The organism is Bradyrhizobium sp. PUT101, assembly GCF_052043945.1.
Classification (GTDB): Bacteria; Pseudomonadota; Alphaproteobacteria; order Rhizobiales; family Xanthobacteraceae; genus Bradyrhizobium.
The window spans coordinates 1,281,163-1,297,552 of sequence record NZ_CP197207.1 but is presented as its reverse complement, the minus strand read 5'-3'; the positions used below and the strand labels follow the sequence as shown (position 1 = coordinate 1,297,552).

15 protein-coding genes are annotated in these 16,390 nt (G+C 62.8%); 14 read left to right on the top strand and 1 reads right to left on the bottom strand.

The annotated features are described in order from the left end of the window. Positions 1-3 precede the first annotated feature (3 nt). The 14 genes from ACSHT2_RS06305 (at position 4) to rlxS (ending at position 14,973) form a co-directional block, all read left to right on the top strand. Positions 4-753, top strand: coding sequence for an electron transfer flavoprotein subunit beta/FixA family protein (locus ACSHT2_RS06305; protein ID WP_440640825.1), 750 nt, complete (start codon positions 4-6; stop codon positions 751-753). Continuing rightward, a complete protein-coding gene (locus ACSHT2_RS06300) occupies positions 753-1,685 on the top strand; it encodes an electron transfer flavoprotein subunit alpha/FixB family protein (protein ID WP_440640824.1) in 933 nt (310 codons plus the stop codon). Before ACSHT2_RS06305 ends, ACSHT2_RS06300 begins: the two co-directional genes overlap by 1 nt. Before the next feature lie 87 nt (positions 1,686-1,772). Next, a complete protein-coding gene (locus ACSHT2_RS06295) occupies positions 1,773-2,501 on the top strand; it encodes an autoinducer binding domain-containing protein (RefSeq protein ID WP_440640823.1) in 729 nt (242 codons plus the stop codon). A 186-nt stretch (positions 2,502-2,687) separates the two neighbouring features. Next, the gene (locus tag ACSHT2_RS06290; RefSeq protein WP_440640822.1) at positions 2,688-3,326 is read left to right on the top strand and encodes an acyl-homoserine-lactone synthase; all 639 of its coding nucleotides are present in this window, start codon (positions 2,688-2,690) and stop codon (positions 3,324-3,326) included. 33 nt (positions 3,327-3,359) lie between these two features. After that, positions 3,360-3,896, top strand: coding sequence for a hypothetical protein (locus tag ACSHT2_RS06285; protein WP_440640821.1), 537 nt, complete (start codon positions 3,360-3,362; stop codon positions 3,894-3,896). Between the two features lie 455 nt (positions 3,897-4,351). Then, on the top strand, positions 4,352-5,365 hold the full coding sequence (locus tag ACSHT2_RS06280) for an ArdC family protein (protein WP_440642782.1): 1,014 nt from the start codon (positions 4,352-4,354) through the stop codon (positions 5,363-5,365). A gap of 150 nt (positions 5,366-5,515) precedes the next feature. Next, positions 5,516-7,258 carry a ParB/RepB/Spo0J family partition protein gene (locus ACSHT2_RS06275; protein WP_440640820.1) on the top strand — a complete coding sequence of 581 codons (1,743 nt, stop codon included), beginning with the start codon at positions 5,516-5,518 and terminating at the stop codon, positions 7,256-7,258. Between the two features lie 164 nt (positions 7,259-7,422). Next, positions 7,423-7,575, top strand: a complete 153-nt coding sequence (locus ACSHT2_RS06270) for a hypothetical protein (protein ID WP_440640819.1) — start codon at positions 7,423-7,425, stop codon at positions 7,573-7,575. Positions 7,576-8,668: 1,093 nt separating this feature from the next. Beyond that, a complete protein-coding gene (locus ACSHT2_RS06265; protein WP_440640818.1) occupies positions 8,669-8,992 on the top strand; it encodes a DUF736 domain-containing protein in 324 nt (107 codons plus the stop codon). 99 nt (positions 8,993-9,091) lie between these two features. After that, entirely contained in the window at positions 9,092-9,907 is an 816-nt protein-coding gene (locus ACSHT2_RS06260; protein WP_440640817.1) for a DNA -binding domain-containing protein, read from the top strand. Between the two features lie 149 nt (positions 9,908-10,056). Continuing rightward, entirely contained in the window at positions 10,057-10,278 is a 222-nt protein-coding gene (locus ACSHT2_RS06255) for a helix-turn-helix domain-containing protein (protein WP_440640816.1), read from the top strand. Continuing rightward, on the top strand, positions 10,268-10,807 hold the full coding sequence (locus ACSHT2_RS06250) for a S26 family signal peptidase (RefSeq protein WP_440640815.1): 540 nt from the start codon (positions 10,268-10,270) through the stop codon (positions 10,805-10,807). Before ACSHT2_RS06255 ends, ACSHT2_RS06250 begins: the two co-directional genes overlap by 11 nt. A gap of 496 nt (positions 10,808-11,303) precedes the next feature. Further along, the gene (locus ACSHT2_RS06245; RefSeq protein WP_440640814.1) at positions 11,304-12,251 is read left to right on the top strand and encodes a methyltransferase; all 948 of its coding nucleotides are present in this window, start codon (positions 11,304-11,306) and stop codon (positions 12,249-12,251) included. A 754-nt stretch (positions 12,252-13,005) separates the two neighbouring features. Continuing rightward, entirely contained in the window at positions 13,006-14,973 is a 1,968-nt protein-coding gene (rlxS, locus tag ACSHT2_RS06240; RefSeq protein WP_440640813.1) for a relaxase/mobilization nuclease RlxS, read from the top strand. Positions 14,974-14,981: 8 nt separating this feature from the next. Here the strand turns inward: rlxS and ACSHT2_RS06235 are convergent, their stop codons facing one another. Further along, positions 14,982-16,328 carry a GSU2403 family nucleotidyltransferase fold protein gene (locus ACSHT2_RS06235; protein WP_440640812.1) on the bottom strand — a complete coding sequence of 449 codons (1,347 nt, stop codon included), beginning with the start codon at positions 16,326-16,328 and terminating at the stop codon, positions 14,982-14,984. Positions 16,329-16,390: the final 62 nt, after the last annotated feature.

Below are 16,390 nucleotides of genomic sequence, written 5' to 3'. Positions count from 1 at the left end.
TCGATGAAGGTCTTAGTGCCGGTTAAGCGGGTGGTCGATTACAACGTCAAGGTCCGCGTTAAGGGCGATGGATCGGGCGTTGAACTCGCCAACGTCAAAATGTCCATGAATCCGTTCGATGAAATCGCAGTCGAGGAAGCGCTGCGCCTGAAGGAAGACGGCAAGGCGACCGAGGTCGTGGTGGTCTCGATTGGACCTGCGCAGGCGTCGGAGACGATCCGCACGGGTCTTGCCATGGGCGCCGACCGCGGCATCCTGGTGAAGGCCGAGGGCAGTGTGGAGCCGCTCGCAGTTGCCAAGATCCTGAAGAAGGTTGCTGAAGAAGAGCAGCCGGGCCTGATCATCCTCGGCAAGCAGGCGATCGACGACGACAGCAACCAGACCGGCCAGATGCTGGCCGCGCTGCTCGGCTGGTCGCAGGCGACCTTTGCCTCGAAGCTCGAGGTCGACGGTTCTGATTTCAAGGTCACCCGCGAAGTCGACGGCGGCCTCCAGACCGTCAAGCTGAAGGGACCGGCGATCGTCACAACCGACCTCCGCCTCAACGAGCCGCGCTATGCCTCGCTGCCCAACATCATGAAGGCCAAGAAGAAGCCGATCGCGGAGAAGACCGTCGCCGATTACGGCGTCGACGTCGCCGCGCGCCTCGAGGTTCTGAAGACGGCTGAGCCCGCAGGGCGCAAGGCCGGCGTCAAGGTCAAGGACGTCGCCGAGCTGGTGTCGAAACTCAAGAACGAAGCCGGGGTGCTCTGATGACGACGCTTCTGATTGCCGAACACGACAATGCGTCGCTCAAGGACGCCACCAACAAGGCCCTGACCGCAGCTAGCGCGCTCGGCGCGGATGTCGAGGTGCTGGTCGCCGGCCAGAACGCCAAGGGCGCGGCGGATGCCGCCGCCAAGCTCGCCGGCGTCAAGAAGGTGCTGCTCGCCGATGGCGACCTCTACGCGCACGATCTTGCCGAGCCGCTGGCCGCGCTGGTCGTCTCGCTGGCCTCGGGCTATGACGCGATCGTTGCACCGGCGACCTCGCGCTTCAAGAACGTGATGCCGCGCGTCGCCGCTCTGCTCGACGTCATGCAGGTCTCCGAGATCATCAAGGTGGTCGCGCCCGATACGTTCGAGCGCCCGATCTATGCCGGCAACGCCATCCAGACGGTGAAGTCGAAGGACGCCAAGAAGGTCATCACGGTGCGGACCTCGACCTTCGCTGCCGCGGGTGAAGGCGGCAGCGCGCCGGTCGAGGCCGTTCAGGCAGCAGCCGATCCGGGCCTGTCGAGCTTCGTCGGCGAGGAAGTCGCCAAGAGCGACCGTACCGAGCTGACCTCGGCCAAGATCATCGTCTCCGGTGGCCGCGCCATGCAGAGCCGCGAGAACTTTGCCAAGTACATCGAGCCGCTCGCCGACAAGCTGGGGGCTGGTGTCGGTGCCTCGCGCGCGGCGGTCGATGCCGGCTACGCCCCCAACGACTGGCAGGTCGGGCAGACCGGCAAGGTCGTGGCGCCCGAGCTCTATGTGGCGGTCGGCATTTCCGGCGCTATCCAGCATCTGGCCGGCATGAAGGATTCCAAGGTGATCGTCGCGATCAACAAGGACGAGGACGCGCCGATCTTCCAGGTCGCCGATTACGGCCTGGTCGCCGACCTCTACCAGGCGGTTCCGGAGCTGACGGAAGAGCTCGACTAACGGTCGTTCAGCGCACCCGCTTGGCCGTGGACGCCGAAGATCCGCGGAAGGTATGAGCGCATAGTCAGGGGCTTGGCTCGATTCCAGATGAAGCGCACTGAGTACTTGTTCGAGGAGTTCGTTGATGCGCTGCAGACGGCAGAGGACGGTCACGCGTTTGAACGGGTCGCGTCGCGCGTAGCGCATGGGCTTGGCTTCCGCTGGTTCGCCTATTTGCGCGTGGGCGACGGCCAGCCAAGCCTCATCTCATCGTATCCAAAGTCCTGGACCAGCCGGTATTTTCGCCTGAACTACCAGAGCTTGGATCCGGTTGTGCAGCGCGCCCGGGCCGAGCGCGGTGTCTTCAGTTGGGATGCGCAGGGTGCGATGCCGCGGTCGAACAGGGCGCAATTGAGGTTCTTCGAAGAAGCGACAACGTACGGGATCAGGTCAGGCATCACCGTGCCGATCAGAGGCGGGTTCGGCCAGATGGCAGCCTTCACCTTGGCAACGGACGATCCGCTGATGCGGCCGGACCACGTGCTCGCCGGCTCGGGCGACATCGTGCAATTTGTCGGAATCTACTTTCACGCACATCTGTCCGAGCGGACAATCGCGACCTCGGTCGCAGACAAAGAAGCGGCGCCCCTCAGTCAGCGTGAGCGGCAATGCCTCGCCTGGGCGGCTCGTGGCAAGACATTGGCGGAGGCGGCGGTGCTGATGGGCATCACGCCGCGAACTGTCGAGTTTCATCTCGAGAATGCCCGCCGAAAGCTCGGCGCAGTGACCATTGCGCACGCGGTGGCGCAGGCGGTTCGCCGGGGCTTCCTACCCTAGAACGGAATTCGCAGAGCGGATGCGACCATCCCAAAAGCTGGAGAAGCTTTTGTCTGGAAGCGGTGCCGTTCGCCTGCTAACACTTGCTCAAACTTCCTGATCCTTCCCACTGACCTGTCAAAAGCCACAGGTGTCGGCCGTTTGGGTTTCTGTTCAGTTGAGCTCCCTCTCTTCATGGAGCTCCTCATGCACGTCCTGTCCCTCGACTACCGTCACGCCGGGCCGCACCTTGCGTTGCTCGCAGAGATGTTTCGCCTGCGCCGGCGGGTCTTCAAGGACCGCCTCGACTGGACCGTCTCCGTCTCCGGCGATTTCGAGATCGACATCTATGATGCGCTCAATCCCACGCATCTCCTGGCGATTTCGGATGCCAACGACGTGCTGGGATGCGTCCGTCTCCTTCCGTCGACGGGCCCAAACATGTTGGCCGATACATTCCCGTTTCTCCTCGGTGATGGCCAGGCGCCGCGTAGCGATGACATCCTGGAAAGTTCGCGCTTCTGCGTCGACACCGCGCGCGCCGGCGAGGTTGGTCGAGGCAATCTCAATCGCGTGACGTTCGTCCTGTTCGCCGCAATGATCGAGGCGATGCGCGCCAGAGGCGCGCGGGCGATTGCTACGGTCACGGATATAAGAATGGAACGTATCCTCAGGCGAGCAGGATGGCCGATTGAACGATTGGCGGAGCCGCAGCCGCTTGGACAGACCACGGCGCTTGCGGGACTTCTCTACAATTCCGACCACGCGCTTGCGGCCATGTACTGCCAGGCCGGAATCGAGGGGCCGGTGCTCGTCGTCCCCGGCGCCGAGCGCAGGGCCGCGTAATCGACAGAGCCGCCTGTGGCTCGGGATGCCCCCATGTTGGCCGATCCACACCATAGCTGCATCATCCTGTTGAACGTCACGCGGCGGGCAGCAACGAGCGCCATCGACGCGTGCGCAGGACGCCGCCGCGCGAATTTGTCTTTGCTCTCGGCATGCCGCGCGTTCTTCGCGATTCCTCAATTTGCGATCGGCGAATACGAACAGACTCTCGTACCGGACGAGATCTCCTCGTCCCTTGAGCATGTCGATATCGACGCGCTGTCCATCTGGCGCGACAGACGGCTTGCCGAGCGGCTGGCGCATTTGGATGTTGGTTCGATTTTTCTAGGGGGAGCTTTTCTGGAGGAAGAGGTGTTGATCTCGGCTTTGCAAGGCGCGAGACTTGGCTATGACGTCCGGCTGCTCTCGGATCTGTCGATTGCCCGCCATGAGTCTGACCGGGCGCTTGTACTCGACCGGCTTGCTCATCATGGAATCCTCGCAACCACTCTGCGTCAGGCGTTGCTGGAATGGGCAGCATCGAAAGATGATCGAATCGTGAGCAGGAAAATTCAGGATCTGCTGTCATAGGCCGCCCCCTCAAGCTGTGCTTGCGGGCCGGGCTCTCGTGAACCGAGCCCGCTCCGCGGTCTCGGCCTTCGGCTTCGATCCCTGGCGGAAACACTCCGTTCGTGAATGAGCAGTTGCTTATGTGTCGATGCGGACATGGGGTTCAAACAACGGCGCGGCAGATCTGACGGGACGCTACAGCAGCCCTTTATTGAGCCGGCCGCAGGCGGCCGGCGCATTTCGTTGACCCCGGCAGGCGGGGTGGGCGGCGCTCCCGTTTAGCCCCGAACCGGCGCGCCGCAACCGCGCGTTCTTACAGTTCGAAATGACGACTTCTTTCGTTGCGCGGTCCTCCGCTGTCGCTCCGGCCGTTCCGGTGCGTTCCGCCTCAACTGTTCGGGGCTGTCCGGTCGCTCTTCGCCGCCCACCCCGCCTTCCGGGGGCAGGGCGCGGAAGGGAAGCGAGCGGAGATCGTCATGTCCAAACGTCCAACGAACAGCAAAGCGACTAAGCAGAAAGCGAGCCTCTATGAGGAGATTACAGCGCACATCGTCGCGGATCTTGAGGCTGGCGTCTTTCCATGGGCCCGGCCATGGGGGAGCGGGGGCGGGAATCAGGCATTCGCGTTGCCGCGCAATGCCGCAGCGGGCAAGGCCTATTCCGGGATCAACGTCCTGATCCTCTGGGGTCGGCTGTTTGAATGCGGCTTCTCTTCGCAGCGGTGGTTGACTTTCCGTCAGGCCTCAAGCCTCGGCGGCACCGTGCGCAAGGGCGAACGCGGTGTCACCGTCTGTTATGCCGATCGCTTCGTTCCCAAGCGCGAGCAGGGCGGCACGAGCACCACAGGTCAGGAACAGCCCGCAAAGGAAGAGGCGTCCGTTCCATTCCTTCGCCGATATACCGTGTTCAATGTCGATCAATGCGATAACCTGCCGGATCACTGCATCGCTGAGCGGCCGCCGCTTCCCGAGCGCGAGATCGTGCCACAGGCCGAGGCGCTGGCCGCCGCGACGCTCGCCGACGTTCGCATCGGTGGCGCCAAGGCCTTCTACCAACCGTCGGATGATACCGTCCATATTCCTCCGCAACCTGCATTCTTCGAGCAGATCAATTATTACCGGACGCTGTTTCATGAACTCGGGCACTGGACCGGCCATCCGCGCCGCTTGAACCGCGATCTCTCGGGCGCCTTTGGCTCGAAGCCCTACGCCAATGAAGAGCTGGTCGCCGAGCTGACCGCAGCCTTCGTTTGCGCCGCCCTGTGCATCAGACCCTCCGTCCGACATGCCGACTATCTGGGCTCATGGCTGAAGGTGCTTCGCGAGGATAACCGCGCGATCTTCCGAGCGGCTAGCAAGGCGAGCAAGGCCGCCGATTTCCTGCTCGCCTTCGGAGGCGATATCTCCTCCGGCGAGCACGAGGCCGCGCCCGAAGGGCTGGATAACCGGCAGGCGGCAATGCCAGCCGCCGAGATGAGCGCCGCAGGTTAGCTGCGGCCGACGCCGTCCGCGCCGCCAACGGTGTCGGCCGACCGCCGCAGCTCTTGGCCAACACACCCCATCGCCTCGCGACATCGGGCCTCCGACGAGGCCTCACCCCCAACCAGCCGAGCCCATCTTTGCAAACGAGAGGAAACGAACATGGAACTGCGCAACATCGCTCTCAGCGATCTCAAGATCGCAAGCGTCAACGTCCGCCACAGCCGGAAAGCCCCCGACATCTCCGATATCCTGCCGTCGATCCGCGCGCGCGGCGTCCTGCAGCCCCTGCTGGTCCGGCCTGACGGCGAGACGTTTGAGATCGTCGCGGGCAGGCGGCGTTACTTCGCGGCAAACAAGGTCGCCGAAGAACAGGGGATGGCAATCAGCGAGGTCTTGCTACCTTGCGCGATCGCCGTCGGGGGCAACGACGCCGACGCCCTGGAAGCATCCCTGATCGAGAATGTGGCGCGCGCCGGCATGGACGAGCTTGAGGAATACGAGGCCTTCGCCAAGCTCCTGAAACAGGGGCGCAGCGTCGCCGACATCGCGCGGACGTTCGGCCAGAGCGAGCGCTACGTCAAACAGCGTCTTGCGCTCGCTTCGCTCCAAAGCGCCATCAAGGACGCCTACCGCAACGGCGACATCGAAGCCGAGGAGCTGCAACTGCTCGCCTCCGCCACCCGGCGACAGCAAAAGGAATGGGTTGCGGCATTTGCGGCCGATAAGGACCCGGCCATTGACGAGGGCGCGCCACGAGGGCGGGAGCTCAGGCAATGGCTGTTCGGCAGCAGCCAGATCGCGATCAGCGTGGCGCGATTTCCGCTCGATACCTACAAGGGCGATGTAAACACCGACCTCTTTGGCGATTTCAGCTACTTCGCCGATGTCGATGCCTTCTGGGTTTTGCAGAATGCAGCCATAGCCGGGCTGAGGGACGAACTGGCGGGGCAGGGCTGGACGGTCACCGTGCTCGACAAGGGAATACGCTTTCCGGCATGGCAATATGACGAAGCCGAGCTGGAGGAGGGCGGCGAAGCCTTCATTGAGGTCCGGACCAACGGCGAGGTCGAGGTTCACCGAGGCTACCGGGCTTATGACAGCCCGCACGCCGCCGGTGAGGACAGCTGGGATGGCGACGGCAAGCGCAAGACGCCCGCCGCGAAGCCCGAACTCACCAAGGCTGCCGAGAACTATCTGGCGCTGCACCGGCATGCCATCGTTCGCGCCGAGTTGCTGGCCCGTCCCGCCATTGCGCTGCGCCTTGCGGCCGTGCATATGATCGCCGGCTCTCCGCTCTGGAGCGTCAAGCCTGATCCGCAGCGCGCCGAGAAAGAAACAATCGCGGAAAGCTTAGCTGGCAGCCCCGCGCAGGCCGCGCTGACAACTGAACGAGACGCAGTGCTCGACCTGCTCCAGATCGAGAAGAGCTACTACGGCACGCTCACCCGAGGCAACGGCGATGCCCATACGGGGGCAGTCCTGTTCGCCCGGCTGCTTGCGCTTTCGGACGAGGAGGTGCTCAGGGTGATCGCACTCGCGATGGCCGAGACGCTTTCCGCGGGATCGGCGCTGACCGAGGCGGCAGGCCTCGTGATCCAGCCCGACGTCAAACGATGGTGGAAACTCGACGACGCCTTCCTCGACCTTCTAAAGGACCGCACCGCGATCAATGCGCTGGTTGCCGAGGTCGCAGGCCAGGCGACGGCCGACGGCAACGTGACCGAGACCGGTAAGGTGCAGAAGACCATCATTCGCGACTGCCTAAAAGGCGAGGGACGGGAGCGCGTGGAGGGATTCGTGCCGCGCTACATGGCGTTTCCGCCAAGCCACTACGATCCCAACAAGGCTTTTGAAATCGCCCGGGCGTCGGAGAATATTAACGCTCTGTTTACCTCAATTTAGGCCTGACGATTCGGGCGCGGAACGCCCTTCCGCGCCCGATTTTGCGGCGTCCGAGTCGCATCTGAGTCAATCCGGTGAACAGCAAATTCCGGGAATCGAGAATGGGACGACTCATCCTATAGCTCGGTCCGTTGAGTTAAGCGCACTGCATCATGGAGCCGACGATGGCGAACCCATACAAGCTGTTTCCTGAACCGCAGACGGTGAGGCTTAGCCGCATCTGCCTCGCGCAAACCGTCGTCTGCCTCTCCGCGCTCGCCTCCAATGTCGTCCTGTTGTCGAAGGTTCTGCCGACCATGATCAGCGGGTTCAACTGATCGTGCTGTATCCGGCATGAAGGCCAAACCCGAGGAAAGCAGGCCTTAGAAAGAGAACCGGACCGTTCCACGCATATCGCGCTTAGCGAACCGGCCTCACAGTTGGTTCAGACCCCTCTCGGCCAGGACGCCTCATCGGCTTCACGCAAGCACGTTGCGTCGGCCACGGCGTCACTTGAGACTGAAAGCGGGTTAAGCAAAGAGCTACTTCTTTTTCTTCGCGGCTTTTTTCGCGGTGGTCTTCTTCGCCTTCTTCGGCGCGGTCTTCTTCGCCTTCTTCGCTTTCTTGGCCATGTGCCCTCCGTCAATGCATCAAGCTAAAGGTGCAGACCGGGAATCGGCATGCATGACATGATCGTAACATCGAACATGCGAGATTGACATCACGGCACGCCGACACGCGTGTTACGCCTTCGAGTCGCGCCCTTCTTCCTCTCAAGTTTGCTGCAAGGAGGAGCGGCACGGCCCTCGCGAGCAGCCCCGTTGCGCCGATGAGTGTTGGTCCGCCGGCGTTACAGGTCAGTGTAAACACACTGTCGTCGTCCTGGCCGGAAGCACCGCCGAGACGGGGAGGGAGCCTGCCTCGGCGCCAAGTCAGCCGCTGCCGTCGATGGGCTCACATAATCCTTACGGCTGTTCTCTGCGGGGGCTCCAGCCCGACCGATCTTGGCGCCTTGAGTGAAGACGCGGAAATCGGGCTGGGTCTCGGCGCTCTTCCCGCGGGTTTGGATGGTGGAGATGTGGGCCGGCAGCAAGGCCTGTCACGTCTTCCCAACGTAGCTGCTCAATCGTCTTGTTCCGATCGGGCGGGCCTTGTCCTCGTCTGTTGTCGGCAGGGCCGATCCCCTCATGCGTGGCGAACAGACCTATGGGAAGCGCTCCGCCTGTCAAAACCTTCCCCGCCAGCTTTTTTCCCCGCCGGACAAAAGGTCCGGCTCCTCGCGGCCGCTTCGCTTCCAAAAAAGCCGTCGGCTCAGGTGCTCCGCATGCGCTGCGCCCCGAAGATGGGTTCGAAGGCGTTTCGCCTCCCATCACGGTCTCGCCATCGCGAGGGGATCGGCCCCTCGCGGGAACAACAGAAGAGGACAAGACCATGACCGCGATCGGATACGTCACCAAGAACGACAACGGCAGCTACAAGGGTCAGCTCAAGACCGTTTCTATCCGGGCCGACATCGACATCATCCCGAACCGCGACAAGAGCGCCGAGACCCAGCCCGACTTCCGCGTCTTCACCCAGGGCGTCGAGATCGGGGCAGGCTGGATCCGCCGCGGAGAGAACAGCCGCAAGGACTATGTGAGCCTGTCGCTGGCAGCACCCGAGTTCGGCCCGCGCAAGCTCTACGCCAATCTCGGTCGCGCCGCCGGCCAGGACGACGACAGCGTGTTTGCCCTGATCTGGAATCCGGCGGACTGACCTGCCGGCCCCCGCGAGAGCTGCTCGCGGGGGCCGTGCTCTTGCCCCATTTGGACAGAACCATCCAAAGTTGTATAAGTAATTTGGTGGGGAGTAGTATTGAACCGTTCGGTCAATTCAAAGGCAGGTCGAGACGACGATGACGCCGCTTCCTGCCTCTCCGCCGCGTATGATGCCGGAGACTGGGCGTGGGAGTTCCTGCGGCGGAATGACGATTATGTCGCCGACTGGCGAAGAAGCGTTCCTCAGCACTTGCCCTGCATCATGCTGAAGGATGGCACCAAGCTGTTGCGGCTCAGGCGACGGTTTCCGCAAGCAGAGAAGTGGGGGCTTTATGCCTTCGCCGATCCAAGACTCTGCGCTCACAAGACAACCGCGTTTTGGCATGTCAGCGCTCTGAAGCGGGTGGTTCGCCTCAGTGCCAGGGACCCGAGCGAGGGCGAGGCAAGCGTCCGGCGGCTTGCCGATTTCAACGCCGAGCGGCATGCGGTGATCGGCGTGGACGGTGTCCCGCTGGTGGTCATGAAGCGCAATGGCGTCCGCGTCCCTCTCGAAATCCGCGGTCTTTCTGTGCTGACCGCGGCCTTTACGCCTGTGTATGAGCTGCACGATCTCGACGATCTCACAGCCCAGGCCGAGCTTCTAAAGTGTCTGCAGCGCTTCACTGACGCGGACTTCAGAGCGGTTCGAAAGCCTTCCTTTGCAGCCGACGAGCGCCTCCATCAGGCTCTCATCGCGCTCGACGAGAGCCTGAAAGGCAAGACCTATCGACAGATCGCAATAGCGATCTTTGGAGAGAAGAAAGTCGCTGAAGAATGGCACAGTCATAGTCAATTCTTGCGCGATCGTACGAGACGCCTCGTGGCAAAGGGCACCGACTTGATGAAGGGCGGTTACCGCCACCTTTTGGCCTGATGGATTTTTTCCTTCTCCTTTGATGAACTTTGCCCGCGCGGGATGGCGAAACAGAAGCTCTTATCTTCGCCACTCCACAAAGCCTTCCCGTTCGGACGACGCTTCTTCTCGCAGCTCTTGGTTGCACGAGCTGCGGGAAGGACATTGGAATGACTACGAACAACGACGGTAAGGAACCAGACAAGCCGTTCCTCAACACCGTGGAGGCGGCCGCCTGGCTCAGGCTCACCAAGAACACGTTGGAGAAGATGCGGGTTCAGGGCAGGGGACCGGCCTACCGCAAGCACGGACGCTATGTCCGCTATCACATCGAAGACCTCGTCGAATGGTCGCACGCGAGCAAGAGGAGGTCGACCTCCGATGCCGATTGATCGCACGAGAATTTGGCCCCAGGCCTCGACGCTCTCGGCCATGTGTGCCGGCATCATTACGCTTCTGATGTCATCTGCTCCCGCGGTGCCGGTGCTGATCTACAACGCCACCGGCAGCGCGCCGCTCGGCTTTTACTATGTGGAGCCGCGGCTGCCGGCGCGCGGCGAGCTCGCCGTCTTCAAGCCCCCTCCCGGGATCGAGATCCTGATCATCGCGCACGAGATCCTCCCGATACCCGTGCCTCTCCTGAAGCGGGTCGAGGCGACAGGCGGAGACGAAATCTGCCGCGCCAAGGATCCGACCGGTACGATCTCCATCAACGGAAAAGTCGTTGCCGAAGTGCTCGACAAAGACCGGCAGGGGCGGCCTTTGCCGGCCTGGGAAGGCTGCATGCGGCTCGTGGAAGGGGAATTTTTCCTGCTGCAGCCCCACCCGAATTCCTTTGACTCGCGGTACTTCGGGCCGGTGCTTCGCTGCGATATCCTGGGCGTCGCACGTCCGCTCTGGACATGGAATCCGGATATGTGAGCAATTGGTTTTATGGGCGCGCGTCTGCAACAAGGCGCGCGCTCCCGGCGTATTCCTCGCTCGGCTCGAGCCCATTCGGCAGCATCCGCGTCGCGCCTGGAGGGTAAGGTCTCCCAGCACAGGGCCTATCAAAGCTCCACGACGAGCGACCGGATCGAGACGTTGATAGTCACGTCCTCGATCTCGCTAGCTCGCGCGCGGGTTGGCACGCGTAAGCCGCTTTTCTCTTGAATGGGGGACTTGAGGGGCGCTGCCCCGTCACCCCCGCAAGACCTTCTTTCGTCCTTTAGGTGCAGCAAGTCGGTCGCACGTCGCAGCTCACGCTGCTCAGTGCAACCGCGTTGCGCACCATCGGATGCGCGCCGGCAAAAGCCGGCGCCGAAACAAGCTCTTGCCCCCCGAAACCCCGGTCTCGCCGACGGGCAGGCGGCATGGCGAAGGCCATGCGCGCCGCGCCAATCAAATGCCCAGCAAAGGCAGAAAGCGAGACATCACGATGGCAAAACTGACGAAGGCGGAGGCCAAGGCACATGCCGAGGCTGTCGAACTGCTCAAGAAAGACGTCCTTACCTACGATGAGCGTGTGTTCGTGCTCGACAATTGGCACGAGGGCGCAAGCCACATCAACGGATCGGCGGGCGCGTTCTTTACCCCTACGGGCCTTGCTGGAGACTTCGCAATCGATGCTTACGGCGGCCGAACCATTGACCTTTGCGCTGGCATTGGCGCGCTTGCATTCCATGTCTATTGGCGAGCCCACTACGCGCGCGGCCAGGACGAACCACAGAAAGAGATCGTCTGTATCGAGCGTAATCCTGCCTATGTCGAGGTCGGGCGCAAGGTGTTGCCGGAAGCCAAATGGATCTGCGCGGATGTGTTCGATCTGGACTTCGCAAGCCTAGGCCAATTCGGTTGCGCGATCGCAAATCCCCCATTCGGAGCCACGCCGCGGATCGGAAGCGGACCGCGGTACACCGGGCGGTCTTTCGAGTTTCATGCGATCGACATCGCCTCCGATATTGCGGATTATGGCGCGTTCATCATCCCGCAGACGTCTGCGCCGTTCCAGTATAGCGGCGTGCAGTGCTACCGCGAACGCAAGAGCGCGGATTATCTCAAGTTCAATGAACAGACCGGAATTCATCTTGAAGCGGGCTGCGGCGTAGACTGCTCTTTCTATCGTGACACATGGAAGGGCGTCGCGCCCAATGTCGAAATCGTCTGCGCCAGCTTCGGGGACATCCCTCGCAACAAGGCGCGATCTTCGGCCGACCGGGAGGCCGAGCTGCGTGCTCTGTGGAGCAAAAACGGCATTCCGGAGGACCAGCAGGACGCGATAATTCGCGAGGTCGAGGCCAAAGCCAGGGGCGGAATTCGGTTTGAAGAACGCCCCGTTCAGCCGGACTTGTTCACTGATCTTGGGCCTTCTGCGCCCGAGCGCTGACGGTCGCTGCGGCGAATTTCGTCTCGCGAACTGCCCGAGCGAGCCAGGCTGCCAAGCCTGGTTCACTCAGTCGGCCTCCGTGCGACTGATGACTTCGGCGCTCGTCGGTGCGGCCCAACGGGCCGTAAATGGCTTCAGCCGTTTCATTCAGTCGCGGACCACCTTTGGCCTGGTGGTCAGGGAACGCCAAGTAAGCGTCCGGCGGCTGCACGTCGGGCAGCTCGTGACATCAGCCGTCAGTTTCCAAGTTCGCTGGCACCCCGTGGCGGACATTCGGTGTGCATTTGAGGTGCTGCAACACGATCACGACGCTAAGACTTTCGAGTTTGCTACGAAAGGATCTTCGCTCACGGGAGCAAGAATTCGCGATGCTGATGGCAGTACGGGCGATGCCTTCGGCCCGCGCTCTACTCGTCGCTGCGCTCCTCACCGAGCCACCCTGCGGGTGTCTTGGCCCTTCGGGTAACGATCGCTATCGCAAGCGCTCGGAAACAGTGGAGCTTCGCAAGTCGACTGCCAAGTTGCGGCGGCTCTTTCGCTAGGAAAACAAAAAGCGGGAGGGCAAGATAAAAGCACTGGCGCTCAGGAGCGTCTAAGCCGTTGTCTGCACATCCAATTTTTAGCGCTCTCCGTGGCTTCGCTGTCGCCAAGTGAGACCCAACGCAATGGCGAACTTGGACAATTGTGTCTGCGTCTTGGCGAACGCTCCTCGGCTTCACATATCGCCGGCTCATTCAGACGTCGGATGCGGGCCATGCGAGAGATCGACGACGAATTCGAAGTGAAGCTTGGACGGATCGGCAACCGCAGGGCTCGGAGGGCGACCAGCTATCTTCGACGCGTCCGCCAAGAGGCGACCAAGGCCGGCGCCAGTGCGCGGACGGCTTCGTCGTTCAGCGGCGGTCGCATCGGCCGCGGCCACGCGCAAGGTGCGGTGTTGGCCGGGCGCGGACGAAGCCACGGACAACGCCGTGTCGTGGTCAAGGCACGGATCGTGCGGATCAAGTCCGGCGACCTAGGTGCCGTGCGAGCTCACCTCCGATACGTCCAGCGCGACGGCGTCACGCGCGAGGGTGAGCCAGGGGAGCTTTACGATGCCGGCAACGACCGCGCCGATGGCAAGAGCTTTACGGAACGCAGCGCCGGCGATCGCCACCAATTCCGGCTTATCGTGGCGCCAGAGGACAGCGCGGAACTGGCGGACCTGAAGCCATTCGTCCGCGACCTCATGCGGCAGATGGAGCAGGATCTCGGCACCAAGCTCGACTGGGTCGCTGCCGATCATTTCAACACCGGCCATCCCCATACGCACATCGTCTTGCGCGGCAAGGACGGCGAAGGAAACGACCTGATCATCGCACGCGACTACATCGCTCACGGCTTTCGGTCGCGGGCAGCGGAGCTCATCACGCGAGAGCTCGGCCCTGAAACGGAGATCGAACTCGCGCGCAAGCTTCAGCAGGAGATCACGGCCGAGAGGCTCACGCGGCTTGACCGAGGCATCCTGCGAGATGCCGGGGACGGAGTACTCGAGTTGGGTGCGATGTTGGGCCGGGAGCCAAGCTGGCAAACGGCGCGAATCGGGCGGCTGCGAACCCTGGAGCGGATGGGGTTGGCAGAAGAGGCCGAGCCAGGGCGCTGGCGGATCGACCCAGAGCTTGAGCCGAAGCTCAGACGCATGGGGGAACGAGGCGACATCATCAAGACCATGCACCGCGAGATGGCTGCGGCAGGAGTTAGGCAGGCGGCAGGCGACTATGCGATCTTCGATCCGGAAGGAAGCGCTCATCGCCTAGTCGGGCGGGTCGTCGGCGAGGGGTTTGCCGATGAACTGACGGAGCGTCGTTATGTCGTGATCGACGGGGTGGACGGGCGGACACACTATGCCGAGATCGGTAGCCTTTGGGCCAACGAAGAGGCGCCCGTTCGGAACACGATCCTGGAGCTCCGGGCGCGCGTCGCGGAGCCGCGCGCATCCGATCGCATGATCGCTAGCGTCGCGGCCCGCCATGGCGGCATCTACAGCGACCGCTTGCATCGGGAATTCGATCCGCAAGCATCCGGCGAATTTGTCGGGTCGCACGTGCGGCGCCTGGAGGCAATGCGGCGCGAAGGATTGGTCAGCCGCCTTGCCGACGGCAGCTGGAGCGTGGGGCGGAATTATCTGGACCGGGCGCTTGAATACGAGAAGCTCCGGCAAACGCGCAATCCGGTGCGGGCCGCGGTGCTGTCATGGCAACGGCTCGAGGATCTGCCGCACGCGCTGGGTGCCACCTGGCTCGACCGCAAGCTTGTTGGGAAGGAGCCCGATGAGCTCGCATCGACCGGCTTTGGGGCGGAGGTGGAGACGGCGCTCCGAACAAGACGGCAATGGTTGATCGAGCAGGGGCTGGCGCGAGAGGAAGGCGGCCAGATGCGTTTTGCCCGGAACATGCTCGAGACGCTCGAGGCGCGCGAGCTGGCAAGGACTGCGGCTGACATATCCTCGCGCACCGGCCTTGAACATGTCGACGTCAAGGCCGGCGACAAGATCGAGGGCGTCTACCGGCGCATGCTGACGCTAAACAGCGGGCGGTTCGCCCTGATCGAGCGATCCCATGAGTTCGCGCTGGTACCGTGGCGGCCGGTGCTGGAGCGAGCGCGCGGGCAATTGGTCACCGGGCAGGTCGGCGGGGAGGGCATATCCTGGTCGATCGGCATCAAGCGCGGGATCGGACGATGACGGGGGACTTACTTTCGCTTGGGGGATCGTCTCGCAAAACTCTCGACGTCGGAGGTTTTGACCAGGACGGTACCGGCCTCGTCCACCGGAGAGGAGAGGTATTTGGCGCGCGCGATCTCCTCGATCTTCGATCTATTCTTGAGGAACGCTTCCACCCGACCCTCTTGTCCGAGACCATCGGCGCCGAAATGGTCGTCCAGCGCTTCGCGGCTGACTGCGCAGTTGACCACGCCGCCGAGCTCCTTTCCCTGGAACGTCACGACGTCGCGGCTGAAGTCATAGCGAGCCGGTGGATTGTCGAAGGCAAGATCGATGCCGGGAATGATGGAGCGAGGGGCGCCAATGACTTTGAGCACCGCGTCCCGAACCGAGGCCGCGATCAAAGCAAGCCCTTCGAGCATCAACTGGCGCCATTTGGGACCGCGCGCATGAGCCTCCTCCCAAGCGGATTTCAGATCATGGGGGCGCTTTTCAGCCAGGGCCGCAAGCAAGGCTTCGGACTGCTGCAGGTCCTTGTCGCGCTTTGCAAACCCTTCCGGGCGCCTGCGGGAGATGATGAGCTTGTGGACGGCATAGCGCGCCGGAGCCGGCACGTGCACGTAGATGCCGGGGCCGTGCAGGATGACCGCGGGCTCGGGATCGCGGATCAGGAAATCCAGGAAGCGCAGCGGCTGGGCGTCCGTGTTCAGGGCGGGCAGCTTTTGGGGGCGGCCGGTCTCCTTGCCCTCGTGGGGCGTGAGAAAATCGACGCGCAAGCCGCCTTTGGCGGCATAGCTGGTCACGCGCCGGCCATCAGATATGTGAGGGACGGCACGAAAGGATTTGTCGACTTCCTTCAGCACGTCCAGAACAGGGGGCGTCGAGTCCTCGACAGCCACCGAGACATTCTTGAACTGGGCAATGTCGACGTCGCCGGTCTGGAGTGAGCCTGCGGAGAGGCGAACGCCAAGCATGGCGCTGTAGGCCTGGTAGGCGATCGTTCCAACGAGCACGCCGCGAAGACGAAACACGCCGGCCTTTGCAAGCGCCGCGATGACGTCGCCGATCTCGGGAAGGGGGCGAGGAAAGCTGAACGAGCGGACCAGGGTGGACACGAGCGCCCGGCGCTCGCGCTCGTCTTCGCGAACTTCCTGATGGTGAGCAATACGCTCCAGCAGCTCCGGTGTCTCTGGTCCGACATAGCGCTGCGACCGTTGGGCGCCAGTGCCGGTCTGGAAGTACCAATACTTGCGGCCATTGATGCTCTTGGCCGTGAACGAGCCACTGTCCGCAAAGGCGTCCTGGAAGGCCGCGGTCGCGGTGCGCTCGAGGAGCTCGGCGTAGGTCGTCTGGCTCACCAGGGAAGGGGCCGGCATGGTCGTTGTCCAGAGTTATACTCAGTATGCGGATTGAGTATAAGGGGAATGGAACCCGGCGT

Bases quoted from the DNA above. Each gene is read 5' to 3' on its own strand.
- ACSHT2_RS06295 (WP_440640823.1), top strand. From the start codon at position 1,773: ATGAAGCGCACTGAGTACTTGTTCGAGGAGTTCGTTGATGCGCTGCAG.
- ACSHT2_RS06255 (WP_440640816.1), top strand. From the start codon at position 10,057: ATGACTACGAACAACGACGGTAAGGAACCAGACAAGCCGTTCCTCAAC.
- ACSHT2_RS06275 (WP_440640820.1), top strand. From the start codon at position 5,516: ATGGAACTGCGCAACATCGCTCTCAGCGATCTCAAGATCGCAAGCGTC.
- ACSHT2_RS06300 (WP_440640824.1), top strand. From the start codon at position 753: ATGACGACGCTTCTGATTGCCGAACACGACAATGCGTCGCTCAAGGAC.
- ACSHT2_RS06285 (WP_440640821.1), top strand. From the start codon at position 3,360: ATGTTGGCCGATCCACACCATAGCTGCATCATCCTGTTGAACGTCACG.
- ACSHT2_RS06290 (WP_440640822.1), top strand. From the start codon at position 2,688: ATGCACGTCCTGTCCCTCGACTACCGTCACGCCGGGCCGCACCTTGCG.
- ACSHT2_RS06305 (WP_440640825.1), top strand. From the start codon at position 4: ATGAAGGTCTTAGTGCCGGTTAAGCGGGTGGTCGATTACAACGTCAAG.
- ACSHT2_RS06245 (WP_440640814.1), top strand. From the start codon at position 11,304: ATGGCAAAACTGACGAAGGCGGAGGCCAAGGCACATGCCGAGGCTGTC.
- rlxS (WP_440640813.1), top strand. From the start codon at position 13,006: ATGCGAGAGATCGACGACGAATTCGAAGTGAAGCTTGGACGGATCGGC.
- ACSHT2_RS06270 (WP_440640819.1), top strand. From the start codon at position 7,423: ATGGCGAACCCATACAAGCTGTTTCCTGAACCGCAGACGGTGAGGCTT.
- ACSHT2_RS06235 (WP_440640812.1), bottom strand. From the start codon at position 16,328: ATGCCGGCCCCTTCCCTGGTGAGCCAGACGACCTACGCCGAGCTCCTC.
- ACSHT2_RS06280 (WP_440642782.1), top strand. From the start codon at position 4,352: ATGTCCAAACGTCCAACGAACAGCAAAGCGACTAAGCAGAAAGCGAGC.
- ACSHT2_RS06265 (WP_440640818.1), top strand. From the start codon at position 8,669: ATGACCGCGATCGGATACGTCACCAAGAACGACAACGGCAGCTACAAG.
- ACSHT2_RS06250 (WP_440640815.1), top strand. From the start codon at position 10,268: ATGCCGATTGATCGCACGAGAATTTGGCCCCAGGCCTCGACGCTCTCG.